Source organism: Oceaniferula marina (assembly GCF_013391475.1).
Taxonomy (GTDB): Bacteria; Verrucomicrobiota; Verrucomicrobiia; order Verrucomicrobiales; family Akkermansiaceae; genus Oceaniferula; species Oceaniferula marina.
In genome coordinates this window covers 1134312-1157545 of record NZ_JACBAZ010000001.1, presented here as the reverse complement: position 1 = coordinate 1157545, position 23234 = coordinate 1134312, and the positions used below count along the sequence as shown (strand labels likewise).

Here is a 23234-nt window from a genome sequence, read left to right as displayed (position 1 = left end):
GCGTGAGTTTGAAGTGAGAAATATGAAAATTGTTTAGCCTTAGGAGGTTGGGATGAGGAAAAGTGTCTAGCGGTTTTGGAAATGAGTGCGCCGTGTGCCTGCTTGCTGAAAAAGAGGGTTGAAAAAAACATGAAAATGCACAGTCTTTGCTCGTCACCTATGGATGTAGAGAGCACGCAAACCAGCAAGCAACCTGTCATTGAAATGCCACTCGGGTTAAAGATCGGGTACAAGGAAGTTTTGGCAGAAGTTGACAAGGGGATCACCCTTCGGGCCGGGACGCATTACTTATTGGCTAGGAACGGTCGGGGAAAAACCACGCTCTTGAGGACTCTTGCCAAGGTGCTGCGTCCTCTTGGAGGGAAGTTTTCCTGCGATGGCCGATGTCAATTGTTGGGTGAGGATCTCGTTTTTGACCGCGAGCTGCCGCCGAAGCTTGTCCTTCGTAGTTTGCTTCCCAAAGCATCATACCAGGAGGCGCTTGATCTCGCTGATCGTCTTGAACTGGACGTAAAAAAGCCATACGGAAAACTATCCACAGGAAACAAGCGTAAGGTGGCATTGCTTGTGGCCGAGTTCTCAGTTGTCCCCGGTCAGGCTGAAATTCTCTTGTTGGATGAACCTTTCACCGGGCTCGATGCTTTTGCCCGTGAGATTTTTCAGGAACTATGGGCGGACCGTCGCGATGGCGTATTGCGATTGGTTAGTGCGCACCCGGATTTTGACAGTATGGTGATGAAGAGTTCGGTGCTGATTACCGAAGGAAGAATTGTTCACCTGATGGGGGATGAGGCGCCAAAGCAGTGGGGGGAGTTGAAAAAACAGCTAAGCTGAATGGTCGTGGAAATGTTTGCGGACGAATCAATCACAAATTACGAATAACAGAATTACTAATTTTATGCGTCTCTATCGGTTATCATTAGCAACTATTATCCAGAGAAAAGTCTGGGTGGTGGCATTGTTGTGGTTGATTCTGCTTCCGGCAGTGTTGCCCAATATTATGGCGGCGACCAATGAGTCTTTGGTCCAGCCAGCCCGCGCACAGGCTGTGTGGGTTAGTTTGTGGGGGATCACCATGACCTGGGTGTTTTTTCAGGCGGCTCGTCTCGGGGATGATGTGGCTCGTTCGGGGCTGGGGTCGTATTTTTTAAGTGCGGGTGATTCTTCTTTTCGGCAGCTGCTCAACCTATGGCTGGCATGTATGACTTGTTTGCTACCATTGTTACTGGTGACTGTGGCTGTTTGTTTGATTGGGGCAATGCCTGGTGACTCTGATCAGGCTCGCATGTGGGTGATCTTGAATCTGCAGTATTCGATATTGTTCCTATTGGTGACGATGCCTTTATTGTTTCTGGCGATTGCCTTGGGGAGTCGCTTGGGTGGTGCGGTTGGTTACATTGTGCCGATGGCGATGTTGCTATACGGTTTGTATGGAGTGGATCATTTGGCGACGATGGCCAGCTCGGGGCAGGCCGCTGTTTTCAATTGGCTGTATATCCTTTCCCCGCATTACCATTTGGCTGATTTGACAGAGCGCTTGATCTTCAAACATGGGAGTATGATCTGGGGTGAGCTTTTTCAAATTGTTGGATATTTTGTAGGTTTAGGGATGGTGTTGAGCTCTTTTTCGGCCTTGTACTTTCGGGCGAAATCCGCAGTGTAGATAAAGATATGAGGTCGATGATCAAGAGTGTTGTTTGTGCTATGGGTTTCCTGCTTGGGGGGGCGTTATGGCTTGGTTTTGCTCTGCGCTTCGACGATCAGAAAAAATTGGATTTTGATCCTAACATTGCAGCCCTCAAAGGGAGTCCTTATGGTAAGGTGTTGGTCCTCATGATGCAGGGAAAAATTGAAGTTTATTTTCATGAGGGGGAGCGGCACGAGGATATGGAGTTTCTTCGTCCAAATACAGAAGATGGACATCACGAACATGGTGAAAATTGCGGCTGTGAAGTGGACTCAAGCGAGGGGGAAGTGGATGAAAATGCGCTGCATGTTAGATTGAGGCGATACTTCAAGCGTTTGGATGCCTTTGCCCACCGGAAAACGGATGGCGGGGAATTGTCCCCAGCCCATAAAGCTTATTTGCAAGGGGTGATTGAAGAAAAGCTTCGCTTTGCCTATGAGTTGGATCCGGCAAACTATCAAAACTATGAAGGTTTGTATCTCTATCTAACATCCAAAGGTTTGGGGCATTCCGGTGCCGATGATGATGCGGCCCTGGATTTGTCACGTCGGACCTTGGCGTATTGTCGGCAGGAAGAGGTGGACCCTTCTGTCTGGTTGACCGGTGCGGCGGCGGCTCACGACATTGCTTATTACATGAGTCAATACCCTGAGAAATTTACGATGGAGGAAGCTGATAAAGCGTTATCCGACTTTGATTTTTGTCTTAGAAAATACGAAAATCTGCTTGACGAATCTCATGAAAAAGGGTTTTTAGTCGACGAAGAACGGCTTGTTTTAATGATGGAGCGAGCATCCCAGTTGTTAACCCGACTTAAGGCCCAGCAGGTCTATGTTAGGAGAAGTATCAGGGAAAGTGAAGGAGTTAAAAAAAAGAATCAAATCACCCCTGATAAGCAATAAAAATTAAACTGAATACCTCAATAGATTTCAATTATAGATTCTCCCACAGTTAGGTTTTTTAGTATTATATATTTAATAAATCATTCCATATGACCGCATTAACGATAGAGGCCCCGGGTTTGGCTGCCCCCCAAGCTGGACCTCCACCGTTTGGATTTCAGCCAGGCATGAGCGCGGCTGAGCATTTGGCCGTGGTATTTCAGATTTGTGATTCCATGGGTGTGTCGGATATTCAGATTCGATCTGATATGCCGGTTTACATCGAAACCAATCAAGGCATGGAATGTCTTCAAGGTTTGGGGAAGTTGGAGGGGAAGGAGGTCTATGAGGTTTACCGTGAGCTTCTGCGCCACAGGGAAGTGGGGAGCCATGGTTTTGGTAAAACTCAGGATGAGGTAGAGGGTGAGGAGAAGATTGATCAATTGGTCGAAGTTTTCAATGAGCGGCATGTGGATGATTTTTCCTGTAATGGTATTTATGTCGCCACCATTGGTAAACGCTCAGGTCGTCTGCGTGTGCAGGTTCACTTGTCTGCGAGCGGGATCGGGGTGACGATTCGTATTTTGAATGATGTCATCCCCACGATTGCTTCTTTGGGGATCGACCCAGATACGGCGGAGATGTTGAGGATTGCCGTGCAGAAGCGTGCGGGTTTGTGTCTGGTGACCGGGCCGACCGGTTCAGGTAAATCAACCACCCTCGCTTCGGTGATCGATTGGTTGCGACAGAATTTTTCCAAACATATTGTCACGGTTGAGGATCCGGTGGAATACCAGTATCCGTTTGATATGGATGATCCAGCCACGCCGGGGCAAAAAATCCAGGCTCCGAGTATTGTGACCCAGCAGGAGGTCGGACGTGACGTAACCTCTTACCGTCAGGGCTTGAAGGATGTGTTGCGGAAAGCTCCTCATGTGATTCTTCTTGGTGAGATTCGTGACCGCGAGGCGATGGAGACCTGTATGGAGGCTGCTCAGACCGGACACTTGGTCTTATCGACGCTGCACACGACCGGTGCGGTGAAGACGCTGGGACGGATATTGGAGATGTATCCACGGGAGAACCACCCTGCGGTATTGAACCGCTTGAGTGAGGTGCTTATTTTTATTCTTTCCCAAGGATTGCTCAACGGGATCGACAAGCGGGTGTTGACCTATGAATTTTTGCAGAACAATGAGGATGCCGTGACTTCGGCCATCGGTGGTTATGACCGTGGAGCCCGGGCCTTGGAGGATGCGATCAAACGCGCAGGCAATATTGCCTGGGATGACAAGCTGCTCAGTATTTACCGGGAGGGTAAGATCTCCCAAGACGTTTTTGAAAATGCCAGAATGCACCGTGAGGATAATGAATATCTTTGATCGATTGTAATCTGGACTTTTCAATCCACCGTGGCAGGATGCCACACCACGTGGTTTTCAACCACGAACAACAACAACAACAACAACAACAACAACAACAACAACAACATAACTAATACCATGAAACTGACTACAAAAGCAAAAGCTAACCTGAAGCCAGGGATGACCCTGATCGAACTCACGGTTGTGATTATCGTTCTGCTCACCCTGATCTCGGTTCTGTTCTTCGCAGGAACCGCCTACATCAAGTCCTCCAACCGGACTGCTTGCCTTGCCAACCAAACAACCTTCCAAAAGGCTATCCGCGGATATGCTTCCTTGAAGCAAATCGAAGCTGGTAAAGCTGTGGTGGATGGTGCAGGCATCGCTGTGGGCTGGGATACGCTTACGACTGATGGCTTCATCGGAGATACCGCTGCCATGAGTTGCCCGACAGCCAAGACTCTATATGTTTTGGATGCTGCTATCACTAATCCACCACAAGGTGCTCAAGTGGTTGTCTGTCCAGATGCCGATTATAAGCCAACAACAGCTGCAGGAGCCGTGGCCGCTGCAGGTGTTGCCAAGACTGATGCTGACGGTGGTCTGCACACACCAGCTGACATTGGAAACTGGTAATCCGAGAGGGTTTGATTTCAATCAAACCAATTGAAACTTCGTTGCGCTGCCGGTCATCCGTGGCCGGCAGCCAACCAATCAGGTAGGTTTTATTGAGGGGGGGAGAAGAAAGGAAGGCCATGATGACTATTTATCCAGATGGACGAATGATCATGGAAAGATCGGTTTTTGGGGGGGCTATTCAGTAACCTCCAACAAAGAACCCTTACACAAAATTTATGAGCGAGGAGAGCGATTCGGCTTCGATGAATTTGTTCCAGCAGTACCGGCATACGGTCAAGGTGGACAAAACCACGAGCCGTATGAAAAACAAGGACTGGTATCGAGGTGCTCTTGAGCTGAATGTGCAGTTGCACGCTTATGTGCATGATGATGTCCACATGGATTGTTATCTGCATGTAAAATCGCGACAAAGCTATGAAGCGCTCGGGCGTTTGGATTTGCGCCAGCTTGAAGATGATGCCGCATTGGATTCCTGGATTGAGGAAGTGTTGGGGCATCCGATCGTCAAAGCAGCAAAGGCCAAATCGCTGGGCTGCGTTTTTTACCTTGCGGATGAAATTTCTTTGGCGGGTCTTGGGCCCGAACATCAAGATCCAGCAGAGTTACCTAGACTGCGGGAATTGATGGAGGAGGACCCAAGAGAGGTTCTTGAGGATAAGACGGCGACATCGGACAGTCATGCATGGCGACTGTTTCCGTATTTTGGTGGTGGCGGAGAGTTTGTCACCGCTGTGGCGGTTTCGAGGGCGCTTGACTCTATTCTGGAGCGATGGCGCGAGGTGGGAAATGAGAAGAATTTTCCAATCAGGACTTCGGCCTTGAGTGCTCCCTTATGTGCGGTCGCCTCATTACCATGGAGTGCTTCCGCCAATCCGGATGGCACAGTTGCCGTGTTTAACTACCAAAAATTCACTTTGCTGGCCTTTTTTAATGCTTCGTGTGAGTTGATGATGCTGCGGCATCTGGCGCATTCCCAAGGGGCAAGTTTGCCTCGTAATCTAGGCCCTCTGGTTTTTTCCGGGGCGACCTCCTTTGAATTGGAGAATCCGGAAATTTACGTCTTGCCGATGACGGGTGTGGATGTCGAAAATGAGGTGCTGAGTCTGCAGACTGCGATGAAGCAATCTCCGATTATGCTGGTTGAGGCTGCCGATATTCTTCAAAGCCGTGGGGTTGAAACCTCCATTCCTCTGGAGATGTTGACCTCAACCCAGGAGCTGGATCCCGGAGTGTATCCGCTGGCAGGCAATGAAACGTTTTCTGATTTTGCCGGTCAATCCTGGCCATACCAAGATTTTCTCTCTCCTTCGGCCGAAGAATTGAATCAGGTTCCCGATGCCCAGGCGATGCGCCTGTTAAAGCTCAGCCGGTTTGTTAAAATTTGTGCGGCCTTGGCTTTGGCTGGACTCTTCGCTTTTATGGGGCTTGGTATTGCTGAAAAATTGTCGAGCGATGTGTGGCATTATCAGAAGGGAGGTAATGGGCTCGGTGAAAAAACAGCCTTGCAACAAAAGATTCAGAAGTATCAGCGCTGGGATGGCTTGATGAAGGACCGCTCCAAGGCATGGGTATGCCTGGAAATGCTCAATGTTTTGGTTCCCGATGACGGTTCCATGGTGTTGACTGATGTGAATCACGATGTGAAGATGAAGGCTCAGGGGCGAAATAAAGCACGCCAAACTATTGAGAAAACGTGGGAAGTTAGTGGGCTGACCGATGAAGCGGGAATGATTGCACTTGAGGATTATAACGCACTGGACGGAAAGAAAATGAAGGCCTTGTTTCGTGAGGTGGCAAAGCGTACCGGAAATGGGGCGTACTGGCCGGATATCAAGGATCGCGATCTTACGGTGAAATTTGAACACAAGGGAAAAGCAGCCCGAGGAACAGGGGGCACCCCCGCCAAGCTTAACCGGGGTTTTACCCTGAGGATCATTCAGAATTTTTCTGAATACGATCCGTTGAAGCTTCAATAATTGAGAATAGCTACATTGATGATGGAACGGAATTATAAACAATCTGTAACGGTTTTTGGCTTGGTGCTGCCGATGCTCTTTGCTGTCTTGTGCGCGGTTGGCCTGTTTATTGGTCTGAATTATGTTAACAAGACGTATCAGCTGAAAAACCGAAACTATCAACAGGACCAAGTGGTGCAACGCGAGATTTCGCTATTGAAGAAGCAGGTGGTAAGTCAGAATGAAACGCTGTCTGAGTGGGAAGCGCTCTTGGCTGCGGAGAATCGGAGAAGCTTTACCCAGCACTGGAAAGATGTTGGACAAACGTTCAAACCGAATGAATTCAACATGGATTTGCCCACCTGGCAAAACCAGAGCCGAGGCCTTGGAAAGGCGCTTCCCGATCAACCCGCAAGTCAGGTAAAAATGAGTTTCAATGCCACCTTTCGGGCAATGCAAACCGCATTGATGGAAATCGAGACCCGATTGCCGCAGTTACAACTCGATTCGATGAAGATGAAGCCGTCCGATAACGGGAAAACCCTTAACTTTGAAACCACCTTTACCCTATGGACCGAACGTTAATCATCCGAATGCTTGCTTTGTTGGCCTTGGCTTGCCTGCCGGTATCGGCAGCAGATGAAGCGAAGTTTGAAGCCGTTGAATCGCGCTACCTTCTCGATGCAGAAGGAAAAGAGTGGGTGAAAAACATGCGCTCGGCATTGGCGATTACGCAACAAAAAACAGGGCCGTTTGGTCTTTCTCAGGATCCGAGTGCGAAAAAAGTTACGCCCAAAAAGGTGGTTCAACAACAGGATGAACAGGCCTATGCCAAGGCCGTGGCGGCTATGCGGGTGCCGATTGTGATGGGAAATGTGTTTGTTATTGGATCCCGAGAATTTAAGAAAGGTCAAGTTTTTGTTCTTGAACGCAAGGGGATTAGCTTTAACGTAGAGGTTATCTCAGTTAGTACTGAGCAAATCATCCTGAAAAATGTCGAGACCGGACAGCAAGTCATCAAGCAACTGGGAAACAATAATGTATTGAAGCCCGACAAGGGTTTTGAAGTTGATGGGGTGGTGCCGGCCAATCAAAAAGATCCGGGTAAAGTCGAAGTGAAGGACTAAACGCGATGCCCGATCTATCCATACAACGAATCAATCACCTTTCTCTTCAGATTAACCACTGATATTTTCCAACCAAACATCATCGATTTTTGTTCATTCGCCTCTGGGCATCCTCCCGGAATGGACGACCCGGATACCCAAATACATAAGCAACCCCTGATAATAGAATAAGCAAAGAACAATACAACCAACACAACCATAATAAATTATGAAAAAAACCATATTCATGTTGATGGGTGGCCTGCTGGTCTCGCCCATGGTGAGTGGCCAGGATGGAGGAGCGGCAGCGCCTCCTGTGGTCGCACCTCCGGCCGAAGAACCGGCAGACGCACCTGATACCCCGGTGGCCCCACCTGCGGACAACGCAGCAGGAGATACTCTGCCCAACACCGGGGATCCGGTGACTGCGGATGGAGAGGAAGCTGCGCCCAATCCGATTGAAGAAGCTGATGGTGGATATATGATCAACGATGCCAAGTTGAACGATATCTTCCAGCTCCTTGCGAAGCGGGCCAACAAACAGTATTTCCACAACAATAAGTTGAACACGGAAGAATACAAAGTAACCGGTCACCTGAATGCGGATGCCAGTCCTCTGACCCAGATGGAAGAATTGGCATTCCAGTATGGCCTACGTATGTATGTGAAAGGCAATACCGTCTATGCCATGATGTCTGATCAATTGGAGCAATTGCCGGCCAAGGAATGGACATACTCTCTGCGTTATCTTCGTCCCACGGACATTGAGCAGATCAAGGCATTGGTTCAGCCTATGTTGACGGCGGGACGCGGCATCGTGAACTATGAGCCGAAAACCAATACGATTGTGGTGATTGATACCGCCCATCACATTGAGATGGTGGATCGTCTGCTACGTAAGATCGACAAGCCGAAAGGCCAGATCGTTGTTGAAGTGAAAATTCTTCGTGTGAACAGTGGTGTTGGTCAAAACTTCGGCGTGGACTGGTCCAATTCCCTAGGCTCCCAAGGTGTGTCCATTGACATCGTTCGCAGTCTGAACAGTGTGTTTGGCCTGCCTGGTGACTTTGCCGGTATTGCCGGAACTGTGACAGGTAACGAGACCGTTCCTTCTGGAACCGGAAATATCATTTTATCACCTGTGCAATTGAATGCTGTGCTGCGTGCTCTGAATGAAGGTGGGCTGCTTAGCCAGAAGTCCAACCCAGTGATCATCACCGAGGACAATGAAAAGGCCCATATTTCCTTGATCGACCGTGTGCCAATCATTACCCAGACAACTTCACAGGGAACGTCCACTTCTCAGGTGTCAGAGGAAGTTCGTTACCGTATCGACGAGTCGGACTCAACGGACCCTGATAAAACCCGCGAAATCGGTGTGACGATTGCACTGACTCCCAGTCTTTTGCCTGACGGAACAATCCGGATGAAGATGCGCCCTCGTAACGCTGAAGTGGTGGAGTATGTCGAAAGTGCTTTGACTGGAAACAATTACCCGCGGGTCAGTGAGGCCACCGTTGAGAATATTGCACGTATTCCTGACGGGAACTCCTTGATTGTGGGTGGCTTCTATAAAATTGAGGAGCGCAATGACAAAAACAAGGTGCCTCTCCTGGGAGATATTCCCGTGGTGAACTTCTTCTTTAAGTCAAAATCCAAGACCAAGGAACAGGCCAGTCTTGCCTTTGTGGTGACTCCCACTGCTTACAATCCAGCCTGTGTTGCTAGCAACCGCAAGCAGACCGAGCGGGTGCGTGCGAATCATTCGATTTCACACGACCATGATTGGATTGATGCAAATAACCCAGGGCCAGCCCATGAGGCTAACTGGGATCGGACTGTGCGTGGCATGAAGCCAAAAGGACCCGTTTGTTACCCTGCGCCTCCTAAGCAGGATTGCTACCCTCAGCGATAGTTTGAGGAATAACGAATTGATTCATTCATGAATGATCAAGACCATAAGGTGCAGGATGCGGCAACGCTTGCCGCATCCTCGCCAGATGAATCCGAAGCACCAGCTCCGTCAACAATGACGGCGGAGCCGGTGCCGATGGTGATGGAACTGGCTTTGATGCAGACATTGACGATGCTGCAGCAATTTGATTTGGCCGACCCCGAGGCCTGCACTCAGATCACAGCGAAAGTTCATGCCAAATGGTCGCAAGGCCTGGGAGCGGACCCCATTGACTGCCTGACCAGGATGCGTGCTGCGGAAGGTGCGATGTTGGATTCGATGGTGGAAATGGCCTCGATGAAACTTGCCCGCTCCTTACCTGAGGTTCCAGCCCGTGTTCCTTTTGCCTCACGGTTGATTCCTCCGAATGGTTTTTATGACAAACTGCCTGAGATCCATCGCTTGTGTAAACTGATGATGGTGCCGGTTGCTTTTGCCGAGGATTTTGATGTGATTGGCTTGGCCTCTATCAACCCCTATTTTGCCGATTCCTTGGCTGCTGAGATCAAGGAACAATTTAAAAAAGAGGGAGGGATCCAGCCGATCATCAGTATCGTGCGTCTGGATCGAATCAGCTGGATGAAGATGTGTGAAAAACACTTCCCTAGCTAAGGGCGAGAAAAAAGCTTGAACGCTTGATGATATGGATGCCGGATCGGGGCGTTTGATGCAGGCAAAAGAAAAGAGAGAACCAGACTCAAACCATCCCTTGGGATTAAGATAATGATAGAATTTGATGGAATCCAATTTAATGACTTAATCAGTCAGAGAATTCGGCAGGCACTTGAGGAACACGATGCGTCCTTAAGCGAGATTGATGATGCCCAGTTGGATGCCAAGGTCACCAAGAGTGTCTTTATGGCGGCTGTGGCCAAGGTGAACAGCCTGCCTTTTTTTCCAAAGGTTGCCGATTTTACTGAAGTCGCACTGCTTGAAAAGTGTGACCCATCGGTGTTGACCCGTGGAGGTTTTTCGCCGATTTGTGTGGACGAATACCGGATTATTGTGGCTGTGGCCAATCCGTGGAGTCCGGCTGCTGACGAGTATATCTCGATGCATTTTCCGGATCTTGAGATGGTCAAGATCGTGACTCTGACCTCCGAGGTGAGTCGGGCGGTTGAAACCCTCTCAGGGAATGTCGGTCCCAGCCAAGATGAGCTCGAGTCGATCGAAGTTGAGGACACAGGTGAGGAAATCAAGGATTTCGATGTTACCAAGGATTACGACGAGCCGATGGCGCAATTGATTGCGACGATTATGGCGCGCGCTGTGAAACAGCGGGCATCGGATATTCACTTCAAAGTGGAAAAGGAAAGTTTTTATTATTCCTTCCGTCTGGATGGAGATCTTGGCAGAAAGACCGAGATTCCGATGAAGCTCAAGGATCGCTTGGACGCTTTTCTTTTAAACTTGATGAAACTACCGGCTGAGATTCGCCACACGACGCCAGGTATTTCCGGTCGTTTCACTATTTCTTATTTCCGTCGGCCAATTGACATTCGTTATGAGCGCCACCGGACCTACCGGGGCTATCACATCACGATGCGTCTCTTGGATAAAGGGCACTTGAATGTGGCGATGGGTAAAGGTTCTTTGGCCTTTGATGACCAGACGATGTTGGCAATCGACAAGGTGATGAAAATCCCGGCTGGGATTATTGTGATGAGTGGTCCTACCGGCTCCGGAAAATCGACGACCTTGAACGCGATTTTGCGGGAAATGAATACTCCGGATGTCAACATCCTGACCTTGGAAAACCCAGTGGAGGATGAAATTCCAGGGGTCACTCACTGCGATTTGAAAAATCCAGGAGAATTTAAACCGATGATCGCCAGTTTCATGCGGAGTGACCCGGATATTATTCTCATGGGTGAGGTGCGTGACATCGAGTCCGCCGAGTTGGCGATTGAGGCTGCGGTCACAGGTCATAAGGTGCTGACCACGATTCACACGCCGCGTGCGTCCCAAATTATTGAGCGATTTGAGCAGTTGGGAATCGAACGCTGGAAAATTGCCCAGACTCTCAAAGCAGCCTGTGCCCAGCGTTTGATCAAAACGCTCTGTCCCTATTGTAAAATCGAGGTCGAGGGCGTATCTGAAAAAGACAGAATGATCTACGGTCTTGATGAATCCTGGGCCACCCAGACGGTGTATGAACATCCGGCCGACGGTTGCCAGGAGTGCAATCAGACGGGTTATTCTGGCCGGACGGCCATTTTGGAAATTATACCGATCACACCTAAAGTTTCGGATATGCTTTCCAAAGGAGAGATCACACCGTATGAACTGGAATTAAGGATTCAGGAGGAAGGAAAGTTACCGAATCTTCGAAATAACGGTTTGAAGCTTTTACGCGAAGGCAAGACGGACTTGGCAGCGATTAGTAAGATGATTGACATGAGCACTGACGATTAGATCGAGAATATTCTTTTTTTGCGCTGGCGAATCCCCCCTGGATACCCGTTATTGCACTGAGCCCCACGTATCAAGCACCAAGCATTGAGATGAGTAGCACGAGATCCAACACCCTAGCGGCGAAAGCTGGTCAGAAGACCCCGGCCAAGGCCCAGACCAAGTCGTCTTTGTTTACCCCGAAGACCAAGCCATTTGCCCGCAAGGAGTTGGTGCAGATGTTCCGGTCCTTGGCGTCCATGCTTAAGGCTCAGATCAACACCTCGGACGCCCTCAAATATTATGCTCATGGTCACCCAAACAAGGAGCTTGTTTCTGCGCTGACCCAGATCCATGACGACCTGAACAAGGGGGTTCCGATTCATACCGCTTTTAAAAAATCGAAGCGATTTGACGATATGATCGTCGGATTGATCCAGGCCGGTGGTGATGCGGGACAGCTGGATACGGCTTTTGCCGAGTTGGGTAAACGCATCAAAACCGAGATTGTGTTCCGGAAAAAAATTCGCAAATTAATCATGATGCCTTGTATTGTGATTCCCGTTTTGTTTGGTGCCTTTATTTATTCGCAGGTCAAGATTGTTCCGAAGGTGAAGGAAATGATGGGGTCGATCGAGCCCGAAGGATTTGTGGCTCTTTCGTTTAAATTGAGTCATCTGATGCAGCAGATTTGGCCGTATATGGTGGCGATTATCCTCGCCATTGTGATCGCGTTTTGGCGTTCCCTCAAATTGAGAAATGCCGCGACGAACCTTGCAATGGCCCGATTTCGGGTGATTCGTTTGATGATCATGAGCCTTCGGCAGATGTCGGTGCTCGCAACGATCCAGCTGCTCTACACCAACGGCATTAATCTGGCGAAATCCTTGAGGGTGGCAGCCAACAGTGTGAAGAAGACTCCTTTCTATGGAGAATTACGCAAAGCCGCCGATATGTATGAAAAATCAGGAGTTCCCCTTTCTTCGGCTTTTGATAAATACACTTCGGTTGACCCACAGGTGGTACACATGGTGGCCATCGGTGAAAAATCCTCATCCCTGGGAACCCAGTTTGGTTTGCTCGCTGAAATGTATGAGGAGGATGCCGAGCAGTTGATGGATGATTTCAGTCAGCTGGTTAGTTTTTCCGTCATGATGATTGCGGTGCTCCTGATTGCAGCTGTGTTCATTGGAACCTTTCTGCCGATCTTCATGATGGGGCCGCAGATGATGAAGAATGCGATGTAAATCCGAGATCCTGATACCATGCAGCAGACTAAATTCGATCAATGGCTGAAGGAAACGTTTCTTTATGAGACGCATATTCTGACGATGCGTCTTCCTGATGATCCGTTGCCACGCGGGGTAGTGATCAAGGAACTGGATCAGAAGTCGAAGGCGGATTATCGGTACTGTCTCGAGATCGCTTCAGGAAAAAAAGTGGAACAGGTGATCGCGCATTTGAAGGAAAATAATATGATGTATGCCACGCATGTGGTGGAAGTCCCGAAGAGTTATAAAAGATTGATTGCCCCTGAAGGGAAAAGCTTCAGTTTAATGTGGATCATGCGAGGGATCGGTCTGGTTTTATTACTGGGGTTTCTTTATGGCACGTTCAAACTGATGCAAAATCAAGGCCTGATGCGGGTTCTTGATGAGACGATGAAGGATTTCCAATAAACGAGATGGGCGGGTAGAAACATGAGCCGTTTAAATTTAAGTAATAACAAATCAGGATGAAGACATTATTAAAAACAAAGGCTTCAGGACAAGTGTCAGGATTTTCGTTGATGGAGCTCACAGTGGTCATAGCTGTTCTGCTGACGCTGTTGTCGGTGAGTGTGTACATCTATGGGGGCTACAGTGATTGGCAGGCTGGGTCTGAGGCTGGCACCCGCTTGCGGGCCGTATATTCAGCACAGCGAACATACCTTGCCGATAATCCTCAGAAGGAGGTCAAGGATCTGACCATGGCCGACATTATTCCCTATCTTGCCGATGGGGGTGGTTTTCTGACCGACACAAAACCAACTACCGATGACCTTGAAGAGGGTGACATCATTGTTTTTGATTTGGATGACAATGCGTTGCAGATCAAAGTGGACAAGTCGCCTCCTTATATTGAGGGGGATTACGACCCGTCCGGTAAGACGGATGATGGGCTGTGGGATGTGGGTACCTAAGGAAGTATGCAATTGATGAACATGGTAAAATTGACCTTTTTCTCGGTCCTGATGGTGATTGCCAGCGGGGCGGGGGCTTTGTGGGCTCAGGATACACCTCCGAACCTGCCAGCTGGGTTTCGATTGATTGGTCATTACCAGTTGAAATCCAAGATCAAGGTGGAAAATGGAGAGGCGATGCCGGTGGTGATTTCACCTTTAAAATACCGAGTCTACAGCGATGGAATTGACGTTCGGGTTTATTGCCGGACGGCAGGTGAGGAGAGTTACACGAGTTACCAAATTTACCGCTCTGATGGCATTGGAGTGGCCAAGCCGTCAGGCGAACTGCAGGTGATTGCCGGGGTGCAAGGGATCTGCAAAAAAGGTGAAATGATGCGCCAAATCAGTGTGACAAGAACCAGCCTGACCATGGTGAAAATGCCACCTCGATCTCATCGTGTTCTGGTAACACGCGCTATTTCTGTAGGCTCGACAGGAGCCATTCCCAAAACCGATTAAAATCACCACTCAGACTTTTATTTGACAAGTTGCCTCGCGGGAGGTGACGATTTAACGCTATGAACAATTCCAAGGAGCAAGACAAAACTGCAAGCAAACCGCATGGATCGGCGGGCCAACGTGCCTATCCATGGTTGCTTGCCCTCAGCGTGTGTTTTTCTGGCGTGCTGTGCTGGTTGTATGTGACCAAGCCCGTCATCGTCTCAAGCGGCGAAGTTCAAGCCCAAGGATCCTCGGCTCCAAGCAAGGGCGTTTTATCATCCGGGGGCGGGAGCGAAAACTCAAAGAGCAGCGGGCCGTCGGATCTTTTGCCTTCTGATGATGCCTTGCCAGGAATGGCAGGAAAAAAGGCTGCAGGAAAGGGCTCTGCCATATCTGGAGGGGCTGGCTCGCCTAAGCCGCTTGACCCCAGAAAGCTGGCAACCGCAGGAGACGGATCAGGTTGGGAGAAAACCAATGCCCGGGTGCAGCACATCTTATCTGCCGATGCGGGTGACGGGGAGATTGCTAAAATTGTTTTGAACGTTCCCGTGATCTACGAAACCCGCACGATGCGTTGGACCCAGACGGATATCCAGCAGGCTCGGGATATTTTGGGACGCTTGATGGTCTACGAGAGCAATCTTGCTCGTGTAAAGCAGGAGGGAAACGCCTTGCTTAGCGATTGGAACAAGCTCTTGGAGAAAACGGTTCCAGCCGGTTCGCTTCGAGCAGACAGCCCGTCTTTGCCGTATAACCATAGCCAACGCTCGTCCGGGGAGGGATTGCCGGACAGTGGCTCCACCATTAAAATCGAACCCTGAATCCACTTCTTTAACCCTTTAAGTCTGAAACGAGGATGAAAAAATCACCGATTATTATTACAGCATTGCTGGCTACGGCAGGAGTTCATGCCCAAGACGGCAAAGAGCCTTCGACGGCTGACGACACTCAAGCCGCTCCTCCGCGGGCTCAGGTGATCGAGGAAGATGAAACGTCAGCCGCGCCGGATCCAAAAACCGAAAAAACAGAAGAACCCAAACTGGTTAAACCGAAGGAGGGTAGTTCACCTGAGGTTGACCCCGCTGAAGCCGAAGGCGTGGATGCGAACGCGGAGGAAAGCTCTAACGATGAAACGGAACCGGTGGTTGTTCCCGAGCATGAGGGGATTCAGATTCAGGTGGAAAAAGTGGCATCCTCTTCCGGGGGCACCAATAACGGAGGAGAAATCAAGGTATACTCGCCCTTTCCAGCCAAGCCTTTGGATACGCCCCCTCTGGGGTGGAAATTTGTTCCAGCTTCTTCTGGAGTTGATCCTTACCGCACAACCGTTAAACTCTCAGACGAAAAGTCGGTTGATTTATCCATTACTCCATACGTTTTGGTTCCCGCCAGTGACGGGCGCAATGTGATCCGCATTGCAGAACCTGGGTATCGGCCGGAGCTGACCTACATGCAGAATGAGACGATCGGTGCGATCCTACAGCACTCGACCGAGGAAATTGAACACACCGAAAAACAAACGTCCCAGGCAATCAACCGCTTGCAGCAACTTCTTTCATCCTTACCACAAACACCACAACCATGAATACGCTAAACCTCATTTCGTCCACCATGGCGCTCGGAGCCATGATTGGTATTACCGGCACTCATTACCAGCAGGTCCAAGGCATGCTTTCCCATAAGGAGGCTCCGGTTGTCGCCCCTGCGCAGGTCAGTCCCAAGAGCAGTCCGCTGGTTTCGGATCCTTCCAAGAAAGTTTCGGTTAAACTAGTCGCCACGGAGCAACCCGGCCCCGCAATTACCCAACATGCTTCTTCTGCGGTGGCGGATCAAGCAGCATCCCTCGATGCCAGGGAGTCGGCTTTGGTGGAGCTTTTGAAGGAAATTCGGAAGGAACAAAAAGTGATGAGGGCGCAACTATCCGAAACGAACCGGGATATGGATGAGCTGACATTCCGTGTGGACTCTCATAGCACCCAGTTCCGTCCCCTGCAGGCTGAGTCCGGCCGGCCAAGGGCTTTGATTGTTCCGGATGATGAATTTGGATCGGCCATTGGTTCGGGGCAGTTACTCCCGCCCAAGCAGCCGTAGTTGGTATAAAACTGCCCGTAAGGTAGCAGGGGGCTTCTGTTGAGTGTGGTGGTTAGTTCCCCCAAACCGACCATCCCTCGACTCTGGAGTGGTATTATTTGGGTTTGAGAATGAGATAGTTTCTGACGGGTTTATTGAGAAACCCGCGATGTGTGTGGTTTCCATTTTCAACCTGAGAACCGACCCAGAGGTCGGAGGATCTGCCGCCGTCGAGATTGATGGCGGTGTGAATGGCAAAGCCTGCCGGAGCTTTGCCTGCCAGAGCTGCCGACAAGGCTTTGAGGCTGCAGTTTGCGGCATGGCCAATGGCCCAGTGGTGTTGGCCGTCCCAAGCGATGAAGCTGCGCGGTCTTTGGCTATTGGAGGAAAGTCCACTTACCGGTTGGCTCTGACGGCATAAATAGGGGCCGGTCTGGAGCAAATCCTGAACCTTGCCCCATTGGCCGGGTGAATGTTGGTAGCTTTGGCGGCTGACAATCCGGGATACTTCGGCGGTGCTGAGATAGAGCCCAGTGCCCAAAGAGGATTTGTTGACATACCCACCTTGTTTACCTCGACTAACCACGAGGCCGAGGGGTTTTCCTTCGGGGGTAAAAAAGCCTCCGTTGATGGCGGCGATTCCGTCATGGGCTGCGGCTGCGGCTTCCGAACTTCGCCAGATCGATCCAGGACCATTGGCTTGGTCTGCGACCTGAAGCCGGAACTGTCGGTCGTCGAATGAAACCAAAGAGAGAACGATGCCGTTGCGCGAGGTGTGGTGGTAGCGTAGTGGGCACCGTGCTTGTTTTGCAGGAGGGTATGCCGCAGGTTCGGGAGTGGGGTCTTCTGGTGCTGGAGTGCTTGCGGGTCTAGGAAGAGCCGTGGAGGGTGGTTGAATGTTGGGGGGGCGCTGTTGTTGCTGTGTGTTTGTCGAGCATGAAACCAGGGAAAGAAGGGTGATCACAGCCACTGAACCATAACGAGGGGTCATACATACACGCTAGGGAGAGCATACGCCCTGTCATCACAAAAAAGTATTTTTTTTCTGTGCAATATTTCTTGCGGCACTACGTTTATATGCACTGGGAAAGGTTTTTCCCCATAGCGAATGCATTTGTGCTTTAAACCGAAGAGGGGGAGGCAGTCCAGAGGTCTGTCTGTGGTGGGTATTATCTTGTTGCTTGTGTTAAGCGGGAACTCGTTGGCGGCGGCGGATCAGGCGAATCCACTCGCTCGGAAGGCTGCATCAGACACCGGTTCCACTCAAGCCTCCCGAACGTCTTCAGCTGCCAGGAAGGCTGAGGTATCGAAGTCAGATCACCGTGTTGCTGATCGATTGGTGCGACCATACGAAGGGGGCCGTGAAGTTCGCCCCACTCCAATCGATTTGATTGTTCGCAAGCAGCTGAAGCAGAAAGGGATTGAGCCCGCCCGCCCTTGTTCGGACGAGGTGTTTATCCGGCGCGTTTATCTGGATGTTACCGGGACACTCCCTCCATCCAAAGACGTGCTCTATTTCCTAAACAGCAGCGACGAACAAAAGCGTGCAAAGCTGATCGATGCCTTGCTGGAGAAGGACGAATTTACGGATTATTGGACCTTGAAGTGGTGTGATTTGCTACGGGTGAAATCGGAATTTCCAGTAAACCTGTGGCCTAACGGAGTTCAGAGCTATCATCGTTGGATTAGGGATGCGATTAAGGAAAACCGACCCTATGACCAGTTTGCACGCGAGTTATTGACGGCAAGTGGTAGTAATTTTCGGGTGCCTGCGGTGAATTTCTACCGTGCGGTGCAGGGGACGGAGCCGGAGGCTATCGCCGAGATGGTCGCGCTCACCTTCATGGGAGTTCGCATCGAGCATTGGTCGGATGCTGACCGCAAGGCCATGGCCAATCTCTTTACGAGGGTGGCCTACAAAAAAACCGTCGAATGGAAAGAGGAGATTGTGCACCTTGACCCAGCGAGTAACACGCCGCTGGCCGTCATGTTTCCCGACCGCAAAAAGGCGATCGTAGCGGTAGGTGATGATCCCAGGGTTGCTTTTGCCGACTGGTTGATCACGGAGAAAAATCCATGGTTTTCCCGCGCGATCTGTAACCGGGTATGGTACTGGTTGCTGGGACGCGGCATCATTCACGAACCTGATGATATCCGGCCGAATAATCCGGCCGCCAACCCCGAGTTGCTGAGATACTTGCAGACTGAGTTTGTGGGGGGCGGATATGATCTCAAGTCGCTGTTTCGAATGATCTTGAATTCCCAGACCTATCAGCAGTCGTGTATTCCACGTAGCAAGAGCCCTTATGCGGGAGCATACTTCGCGCACTACACCATGAGGAGGCTTGATGCCGAGGTTCTGATTGATGCTCTGAATGGCTTTGGAGGGACGCATGAAAAATACTGGAGTCCGATCCCTGAGCCTTTTACTTTTATCCCTGAAGATTACCGGACGATCACCTTGGCCGATGGGAGCATCACCAGCCAGTTTTTGGATATGTTCGGACGCCCGAGTCGGGATAAGGGGTATGAATCGGAACGGGAACACAACCCGACGGATTTCCAGCGAATGTACATGTTGAACTCAGCAGAAATGCATCAGCGAGTGAGCAATAGCCCGTATTTAAAGCGGGTTTTGAGAGAGGGGGGAGGAGACCGAAAGGGGATTGTCCGGAAAGTCTACTTGCGTGTTTTATCCCGTCGACCAACAGATCAGGAGATGAAGATCGCTCTGGGGTATTTTGATCAAAAAAGCAATAAGAGCGGGCTGTGGTCCGGAACCCATGACCTTGCCTGGGCGTTACTCAATACCAAGGAGTTTTTATATAAACACTAACACATTCGAATCATGGCAGATGGATCATTAGCGAACGGAATATCACGGCGAGAACTCTTGAAAACCGGGGCCGCCGCCGCAGTAGGCCTGCCACTGGCTCAGTCCTTGGGCGTGGCAGCCGAACAAAAAGCTGCGTCAGGCGACGCACCCTCAACGGGTGCCAAAGCGGTGATTGAAATTTGGATGTGGGGTGGGCCATCCCATCTTGACACCTTTGACCCGAAACCGAAAGCGGGATCGGATTATTGTGGCCCATACAATGAAGTGATCTCGACGGTTGCCGATGGAATGCAGTTGAATTCCCGTCTGCCATTGATGGCGAAGCAGGCGGACAAGTTTTCATTGATCCGCAGTATGACCCATGGCGTCAATGCCCACGAAACCGCATCCTACCTGATGCAGACCGGGCGCTCACCGGGGGATGGTCAGGTATACCCTTGCATCGGATCGGTGGTATCGAAATTCAAGGGATACGATCATGGGTATAAGGGACTGCTTCCCCCATACATTGTTTTGACTCAACCACATGGTCGTTTTTCCGAGGAAGGATTTCTCGGGCCAAGATACAAGCCGTTTTCCACGGGGGGTGATCCTAACCGAGATCCCTTTTCCGTACAGGGGATCATTGCCAAAGGTATTACGGACGCGCGCCAACAGAGCCGGCGTGATTTGTTGCACTCGCTGGATACGCTTGGTAAGGCCAATCCGAATTGTCGCGACTTCAAAAAGCTCGATGAGTGTGAGGAGGCGGCTTATTCGATGATTCTCGGGGATGCTCGCAAGGTCTTTGACTTGAGTTCGGAACCCGATGCCCTACGCGATCAATATGGGCGTCATACTTTTGGCCAGTCCTGTTTAACGGCTCGCCGTTTGGTCGAGCATGGAGTGAAATATATCACGATTAATTGCAAGGGCTGGGATACGCATAAAAGGCACTTCAATGAGATGAACCAGAAGATGCCACAGATGGACCAGGGGATTGCCACCTTGTTTGAAGATTTGGCGCAGCGTGGATTGTTGGACAGCACGATTGTTTGGTGTTCCGGAGAATTCGGGCGAACTCCCAAGGTGCTGTGGAAAGAGCCTTGGAACGGTGGGCGCGGTCACCACGGAGCTTGTTTTTCCGCCTTCGTTGGTGGTGGCGGTTTTACCGGAGGCCATGTGGTGGGGGCCTCCGATGACAAGGGGATGGAGGTTGCCGATCGCCCGGTCTATCCTCAGGACTTTCTTGGTAGCATCTACGATAAGTTGGGTATTAATCCCGAAGGAACCCTGCCAAATGGCCGGGGTGAGCAGGTGCCGATTACGATCGCCACCAAAGGTAAAGGTCGCCTGAAAGAAATCATGTAGTTTCATTTTATCATGCATCGATATACCTTTGTTTTTCTGCTATCGCTCTTGATTCCGTCGGCTGGGTGGTGTGTTGAGCCCGGTCAATCCGCGTCCCATATCGCGTATGTTTATCCGGCGGGGGCGAAACAGGGAAGTTCTTTGGAAATTACTGCAGGGGGTCAGGGGCTGAGGAATATTCAGGAGGTGTATGTTTCCGGGACCGGGGTAAAGGCCAAGGCGCTTCGAACCATCCCTAATTTTAAGAAAACCTACGGAGATTATCTCAGGGATTATACGAAGAAGGCAAAAACAGCGAAGGCGAAGGAAGACCGGGCCGCGAGGGCCGCCAAACAGAAAAGAGGCTCGAAAAAAGGGACAAAAGGAGGGACGAAAGAAGGAACCAAAAAATCGGAACCTAAAAAGAAAAAGGAGTCGACAAAAGAGGCTCTGCCTCCTGCTCCCGACCATCCTATTTTTCGGGATTTGAAAAAGCGGAGCTTACCTGAACTGGTTCATTTGCAGCAGCGTTTCTATAAGGAAAACCGTCAGCGGAATCGGGAGATGGATGAACGAGCTTTGATTCAGGTGACGGTCGATTCCGATGCCGAGCCGGGCATGAGGGAAATGCGCATTCGGACAAATCAGGGACTGAGTAATCCGATTCGTTTTTATATTGGGGATAAGCCGGAGATGTATGAACGTGAGCCCAACGAGAAACAGGCAAACAACCCTGTGCTCGAAGCTCCGCTTGTCTTCAACGGTCAAATCATGCCTGGCGATATCGACCAGTTTCGCTTTCGGGCCAAGGCTGGGCAGCAACTCTTGATACAAGGACATGCCAGATCATTGATTCCCTATTTGGCGGATGCTGTTCCGGGGTGGTTTCAGGCGGTGATGACCTTGTATGATGAGACGGGTGAAGAGTTGAGCTACGTCGATGATTATCGTTTTAGTCCGGACCCGGTGCTGTTCTATCAAATTGAAAACGATGGCATTTACACGGTGCAGATCAGGGATTCGATTTTTCGGGGAAGAGAGGACTTTGTGTACCGTATCACCGTTGGCGAAGATCCGTTTATTTCCCACCTTTTTCCCCTGGGGGGGCGTCAGGGGCAGGATCTGACCTGCCAGTTGTCTGGTTGGAATCTTCCCAAAACCAAAGCTGACCTGAGTATGCAGGGGGAGCCTGGGTCGATTCACTCATTTGCTCTCGATTTCTCCAATCAGGTTCCTTATGCGGTGGATGAGTTTCCAGAATGGAGGGAAGCTGATGACAATCATCGTCTGGCTCGTGCGCAAAAATTAAAATGGCCGGTGATGGTGAATGGTCGGATCGAAAAACCAGGGGAGGTGGATTATTATCAATTTGAAGGTCGGCCTGGTGACCGGGTTGTCGTGGAAGTGATGGCCAGGAGATTAAACTCACCATTGGATTCAAAGATTAAGGTGATTGACGAGTCCGGGACGGTGCTCGCATGGAATGATGATGCCGAACAGCTGAACCTTGGCATGCAAACCCACCATGCCGATTCCAAGCTCAGCCTACGCTTGCCGCGACAGGGACGCTATGCGGTGTCGGTCGCTGACACCCAGGGACAGGGAGGTCCGGAATATGCCTACCGTTTGAGGATCAGCCGGCCGCACCCTGATTTTGCAGTGACCTCCACGCCAGCAAGTTTGACTGTTCGCATGGGGTGCACGGTTCCACTCACTGTGCATGCCGTTCGCAAGGATGGTTACGATGGTGAGATTGATCTTGTATTGAAAGACGCCCCCAAGGGCTTTCACTTGAATGGAGCGACGATTCCGGCTGGGCAAGATAAGGTGATGCTCACCTTGACCGCTCCGACCGATACGAAAAACCAGCTGTTTCCGATTCGCCTTCAAGGTCGGGCCAAGATCGACCGTGGTGTTGTAACGCGGGAAGTGCTGCCCGGTCAGGCGATGACCCAGGCGTTTATTACACATCATGTGGTGCCATTTGAGCAAATGATGGTTTATGTCGGGGGCTGGGGCGAGGTTGTGGAAGTGGAGACTTCGAAAAATGCCCGGGTCCGCATCCCGAGGGGAGGCGAGACCTCCTTGAGGATTAAAAGGAAAAAGTCGGAGTCCCGGCTGGTGCTCAAGCTCTATCAGCCACCTGAGGGGATCACGCTTGAACAGATCCGGTCGAGTAAGAACTCGATGAGTGTGGCATTAAAAGCCAGTGATAAGGTGAAGGCCGGAACTTCAGGAAATCTGATGATTGAGGTCTTCCGCGAATACAAGGCGAAGAATAACGGTAAGGTTCGAAGCTCATCAATCGGAGTGATGCCTGCGGTGCCCTTCGTGGTGGAGTAATACCATTCTCCCGA

22 protein-coding genes are annotated in these 23234 nt (G+C 50.5%); 21 read left to right on the top strand and 1 reads right to left on the bottom strand.

Annotation, left to right across the window (positions count from 1 at the left end; genetic code table 11):
* Window positions 1–129: 129 nt before the first annotated feature.
* The 18 genes from HW115_RS04625 to HW115_RS04540 all read left to right on the top strand — a co-directional run bounded on the left by HW115_RS04625 (window position 130) and on the right by HW115_RS04540 (window position 16733).
* Window positions 130–834 (top strand): ATP-binding cassette domain-containing protein, encoded by a 705-nt coding sequence (locus HW115_RS04625; RefSeq protein WP_178931385.1) that lies wholly within the window; start codon window positions 130–132, stop codon window positions 832–834.
* Window positions 835–1000: 166 nt separating this feature from the next.
* Entirely contained in the window at window positions 1001–1663 is a 663-nt protein-coding gene (locus HW115_RS04620) for a hypothetical protein (protein WP_178931384.1), read from the top strand.
* A gap of 8 nt (window positions 1664–1671) precedes the next feature.
* Window positions 1672–2589, top strand: coding sequence for a hypothetical protein (locus HW115_RS04615; protein ID WP_178931383.1), 918 nt, complete (start codon window positions 1672–1674; stop codon window positions 2587–2589).
* A gap of 89 nt (window positions 2590–2678) precedes the next feature.
* On the top strand, window positions 2679–3950 hold the full coding sequence (locus tag HW115_RS04610; protein WP_178931382.1) for a type IV pilus twitching motility protein PilT: 1272 nt from the start codon (window positions 2679–2681) through the stop codon (window positions 3948–3950).
* A 120-nt stretch (window positions 3951–4070) separates the two neighbouring features.
* The gene (locus HW115_RS04605) at window positions 4071–4568 is read left to right on the top strand and encodes a type II secretion system protein (RefSeq protein ID WP_178931381.1); all 498 of its coding nucleotides are present in this window, start codon (window positions 4071–4073) and stop codon (window positions 4566–4568) included.
* 218 nt (window positions 4569–4786) lie between these two features.
* Entirely contained in the window at window positions 4787–6547 is a 1761-nt protein-coding gene (locus HW115_RS04600) for a hypothetical protein (RefSeq protein WP_178931380.1), read from the top strand.
* A gap of 18 nt (window positions 6548–6565) precedes the next feature.
* A complete protein-coding gene (locus HW115_RS04595; RefSeq protein ID WP_178931379.1) occupies window positions 6566–7111 on the top strand; it encodes a hypothetical protein in 546 nt (181 codons plus the stop codon).
* Between the two features lie 8 nt (window positions 7112–7119).
* Window positions 7120–7653 carry a hypothetical protein gene (locus HW115_RS04590; RefSeq protein ID WP_178931378.1) on the top strand — a complete coding sequence of 178 codons (534 nt, stop codon included), beginning with the start codon at window positions 7120–7122 and terminating at the stop codon, window positions 7651–7653.
* A gap of 208 nt (window positions 7654–7861) precedes the next feature.
* Complete coding sequence (locus HW115_RS04585) at window positions 7862–9547, top strand: type II secretion system protein GspD (protein WP_178931377.1); 1686 nt, start codon at window positions 7862–7864, stop codon at window positions 9545–9547.
* A 27-nt stretch (window positions 9548–9574) separates the two neighbouring features.
* Entirely contained in the window at window positions 9575–10198 is a 624-nt protein-coding gene (locus tag HW115_RS04580; RefSeq protein WP_178931376.1) for a hypothetical protein, read from the top strand.
* 111 nt (window positions 10199–10309) lie between these two features.
* Entirely contained in the window at window positions 10310–12001 is a 1692-nt protein-coding gene (locus tag HW115_RS04575; RefSeq protein ID WP_178931375.1) for a GspE/PulE family protein, read from the top strand.
* An 89-nt stretch (window positions 12002–12090) separates the two neighbouring features.
* A complete protein-coding gene (locus HW115_RS04570; RefSeq protein ID WP_178931374.1) occupies window positions 12091–13224 on the top strand; it encodes a type II secretion system F family protein in 1134 nt (377 codons plus the stop codon).
* Between the two features lie 18 nt (window positions 13225–13242).
* Window positions 13243–13656, top strand: a complete 414-nt coding sequence (locus HW115_RS04565; protein ID WP_178931373.1) for a hypothetical protein — start codon at window positions 13243–13245, stop codon at window positions 13654–13656.
* Between the two features lie 56 nt (window positions 13657–13712).
* Window positions 13713–14159 carry a type II secretion system protein gene (locus HW115_RS04560; protein ID WP_178931372.1) on the top strand — a complete coding sequence of 149 codons (447 nt, stop codon included), beginning with the start codon at window positions 13713–13715 and terminating at the stop codon, window positions 14157–14159.
* A 21-nt stretch (window positions 14160–14180) separates the two neighbouring features.
* On the top strand, window positions 14181–14660 hold the full coding sequence (locus HW115_RS04555) for a hypothetical protein (protein WP_178931371.1): 480 nt from the start codon (window positions 14181–14183) through the stop codon (window positions 14658–14660).
* 59 nt (window positions 14661–14719) lie between these two features.
* Window positions 14720–15463: a hypothetical protein gene (locus tag HW115_RS04550; protein WP_178931370.1), complete on the top strand. Its 744-nt coding sequence runs from the start codon at window positions 14720–14722 to the stop codon at window positions 15461–15463.
* A gap of 35 nt (window positions 15464–15498) precedes the next feature.
* Window positions 15499–16227, top strand: coding sequence for a hypothetical protein (locus HW115_RS04545; protein WP_178931369.1), 729 nt, complete (start codon window positions 15499–15501; stop codon window positions 16225–16227).
* The gene (locus HW115_RS04540) at window positions 16224–16733 is read left to right on the top strand and encodes a hypothetical protein (RefSeq protein ID WP_178931368.1); all 510 of its coding nucleotides are present in this window, start codon (window positions 16224–16226) and stop codon (window positions 16731–16733) included. The genes HW115_RS04545 and HW115_RS04540 overlap by 4 nt, the downstream gene beginning before the upstream one ends.
* Window positions 16734–16827: 94 nt before the next feature.
* Here HW115_RS04540 and HW115_RS04535 read toward each other — a convergent pair whose 3' ends face one another.
* Complete coding sequence (locus HW115_RS04535) at window positions 16828–17703, bottom strand: phosphodiester glycosidase family protein (RefSeq protein WP_178931367.1); 876 nt, start codon at window positions 17701–17703, stop codon at window positions 16828–16830.
* Between the two features lie 192 nt (window positions 17704–17895).
* On the opposite strand from HW115_RS04535, the gene HW115_RS04530 reads away from it, so the two are divergent.
* From HW115_RS04530 to HW115_RS04520, 3 genes are read left to right on the top strand one after another with little or no spacing between them, the layout of a single operon-like run.
* Window positions 17896–19548 carry a DUF1553 domain-containing protein gene (locus tag HW115_RS04530; RefSeq protein WP_319609274.1) on the top strand — a complete coding sequence of 551 codons (1653 nt, stop codon included), beginning with the start codon at window positions 17896–17898 and terminating at the stop codon, window positions 19546–19548.
* A gap of 12 nt (window positions 19549–19560) precedes the next feature.
* Window positions 19561–20898 carry a DUF1501 domain-containing protein gene (locus HW115_RS04525; RefSeq protein ID WP_178931365.1) on the top strand — a complete coding sequence of 446 codons (1338 nt, stop codon included), beginning with the start codon at window positions 19561–19563 and terminating at the stop codon, window positions 20896–20898.
* Window positions 20899–20910: 12 nt separating this feature from the next.
* Window positions 20911–23220 (top strand): hypothetical protein, encoded by a 2310-nt coding sequence (locus HW115_RS04520; RefSeq protein ID WP_178931364.1) that lies wholly within the window; start codon window positions 20911–20913, stop codon window positions 23218–23220.
* Window positions 23221–23234 lie beyond the last annotated feature (14 nt).

Bases quoted from the DNA above. Each gene is read 5' to 3' on its own strand.
- HW115_RS04625 (WP_178931385.1), top strand. From the start codon at position 130: ATGAAAATGCACAGTCTTTGCTCGTCACCTATGGATGTAGAGAGCACG.
- HW115_RS04620 (WP_178931384.1), top strand. From the start codon at position 1,001: ATGGCGGCGACCAATGAGTCTTTGGTCCAGCCAGCCCGCGCACAGGCT.
- HW115_RS04615 (WP_178931383.1), top strand. From the start codon at position 1,672: ATGAGGTCGATGATCAAGAGTGTTGTTTGTGCTATGGGTTTCCTGCTT.
- HW115_RS04610 (WP_178931382.1), top strand. From the start codon at position 2,679: ATGACCGCATTAACGATAGAGGCCCCGGGTTTGGCTGCCCCCCAAGCT.
- HW115_RS04605 (WP_178931381.1), top strand. From the start codon at position 4,071: ATGAAACTGACTACAAAAGCAAAAGCTAACCTGAAGCCAGGGATGACC.
- HW115_RS04600 (WP_178931380.1), top strand. From the start codon at position 4,787: ATGAGCGAGGAGAGCGATTCGGCTTCGATGAATTTGTTCCAGCAGTAC.
- HW115_RS04595 (WP_178931379.1), top strand. From the start codon at position 6,566: ATGATGGAACGGAATTATAAACAATCTGTAACGGTTTTTGGCTTGGTG.
- HW115_RS04590 (WP_178931378.1), top strand. From the start codon at position 7,120: ATGCTTGCTTTGTTGGCCTTGGCTTGCCTGCCGGTATCGGCAGCAGAT.
- HW115_RS04585 (WP_178931377.1), top strand. From the start codon at position 7,862: ATGAAAAAAACCATATTCATGTTGATGGGTGGCCTGCTGGTCTCGCCC.
- HW115_RS04580 (WP_178931376.1), top strand. From the start codon at position 9,575: ATGAATGATCAAGACCATAAGGTGCAGGATGCGGCAACGCTTGCCGCA.
- HW115_RS04575 (WP_178931375.1), top strand. From the start codon at position 10,310: ATGATAGAATTTGATGGAATCCAATTTAATGACTTAATCAGTCAGAGA.
- HW115_RS04570 (WP_178931374.1), top strand. From the start codon at position 12,091: ATGAGTAGCACGAGATCCAACACCCTAGCGGCGAAAGCTGGTCAGAAG.
- HW115_RS04565 (WP_178931373.1), top strand. From the start codon at position 13,243: ATGCAGCAGACTAAATTCGATCAATGGCTGAAGGAAACGTTTCTTTAT.
- HW115_RS04560 (WP_178931372.1), top strand. From the start codon at position 13,713: ATGAAGACATTATTAAAAACAAAGGCTTCAGGACAAGTGTCAGGATTT.
- HW115_RS04555 (WP_178931371.1), top strand. From the start codon at position 14,181: ATGGTAAAATTGACCTTTTTCTCGGTCCTGATGGTGATTGCCAGCGGG.
- HW115_RS04550 (WP_178931370.1), top strand. From the start codon at position 14,720: ATGAACAATTCCAAGGAGCAAGACAAAACTGCAAGCAAACCGCATGGA.
- HW115_RS04545 (WP_178931369.1), top strand. From the start codon at position 15,499: ATGAAAAAATCACCGATTATTATTACAGCATTGCTGGCTACGGCAGGA.
- HW115_RS04540 (WP_178931368.1), top strand. From the start codon at position 16,224: ATGAATACGCTAAACCTCATTTCGTCCACCATGGCGCTCGGAGCCATG.
- HW115_RS04535 (WP_178931367.1), bottom strand. From the start codon at position 17,703: ATGACCCCTCGTTATGGTTCAGTGGCTGTGATCACCCTTCTTTCCCTG.
- HW115_RS04525 (WP_178931365.1), top strand. From the start codon at position 19,561: ATGGCAGATGGATCATTAGCGAACGGAATATCACGGCGAGAACTCTTG.
- HW115_RS04520 (WP_178931364.1), top strand. From the start codon at position 20,911: ATGCATCGATATACCTTTGTTTTTCTGCTATCGCTCTTGATTCCGTCG.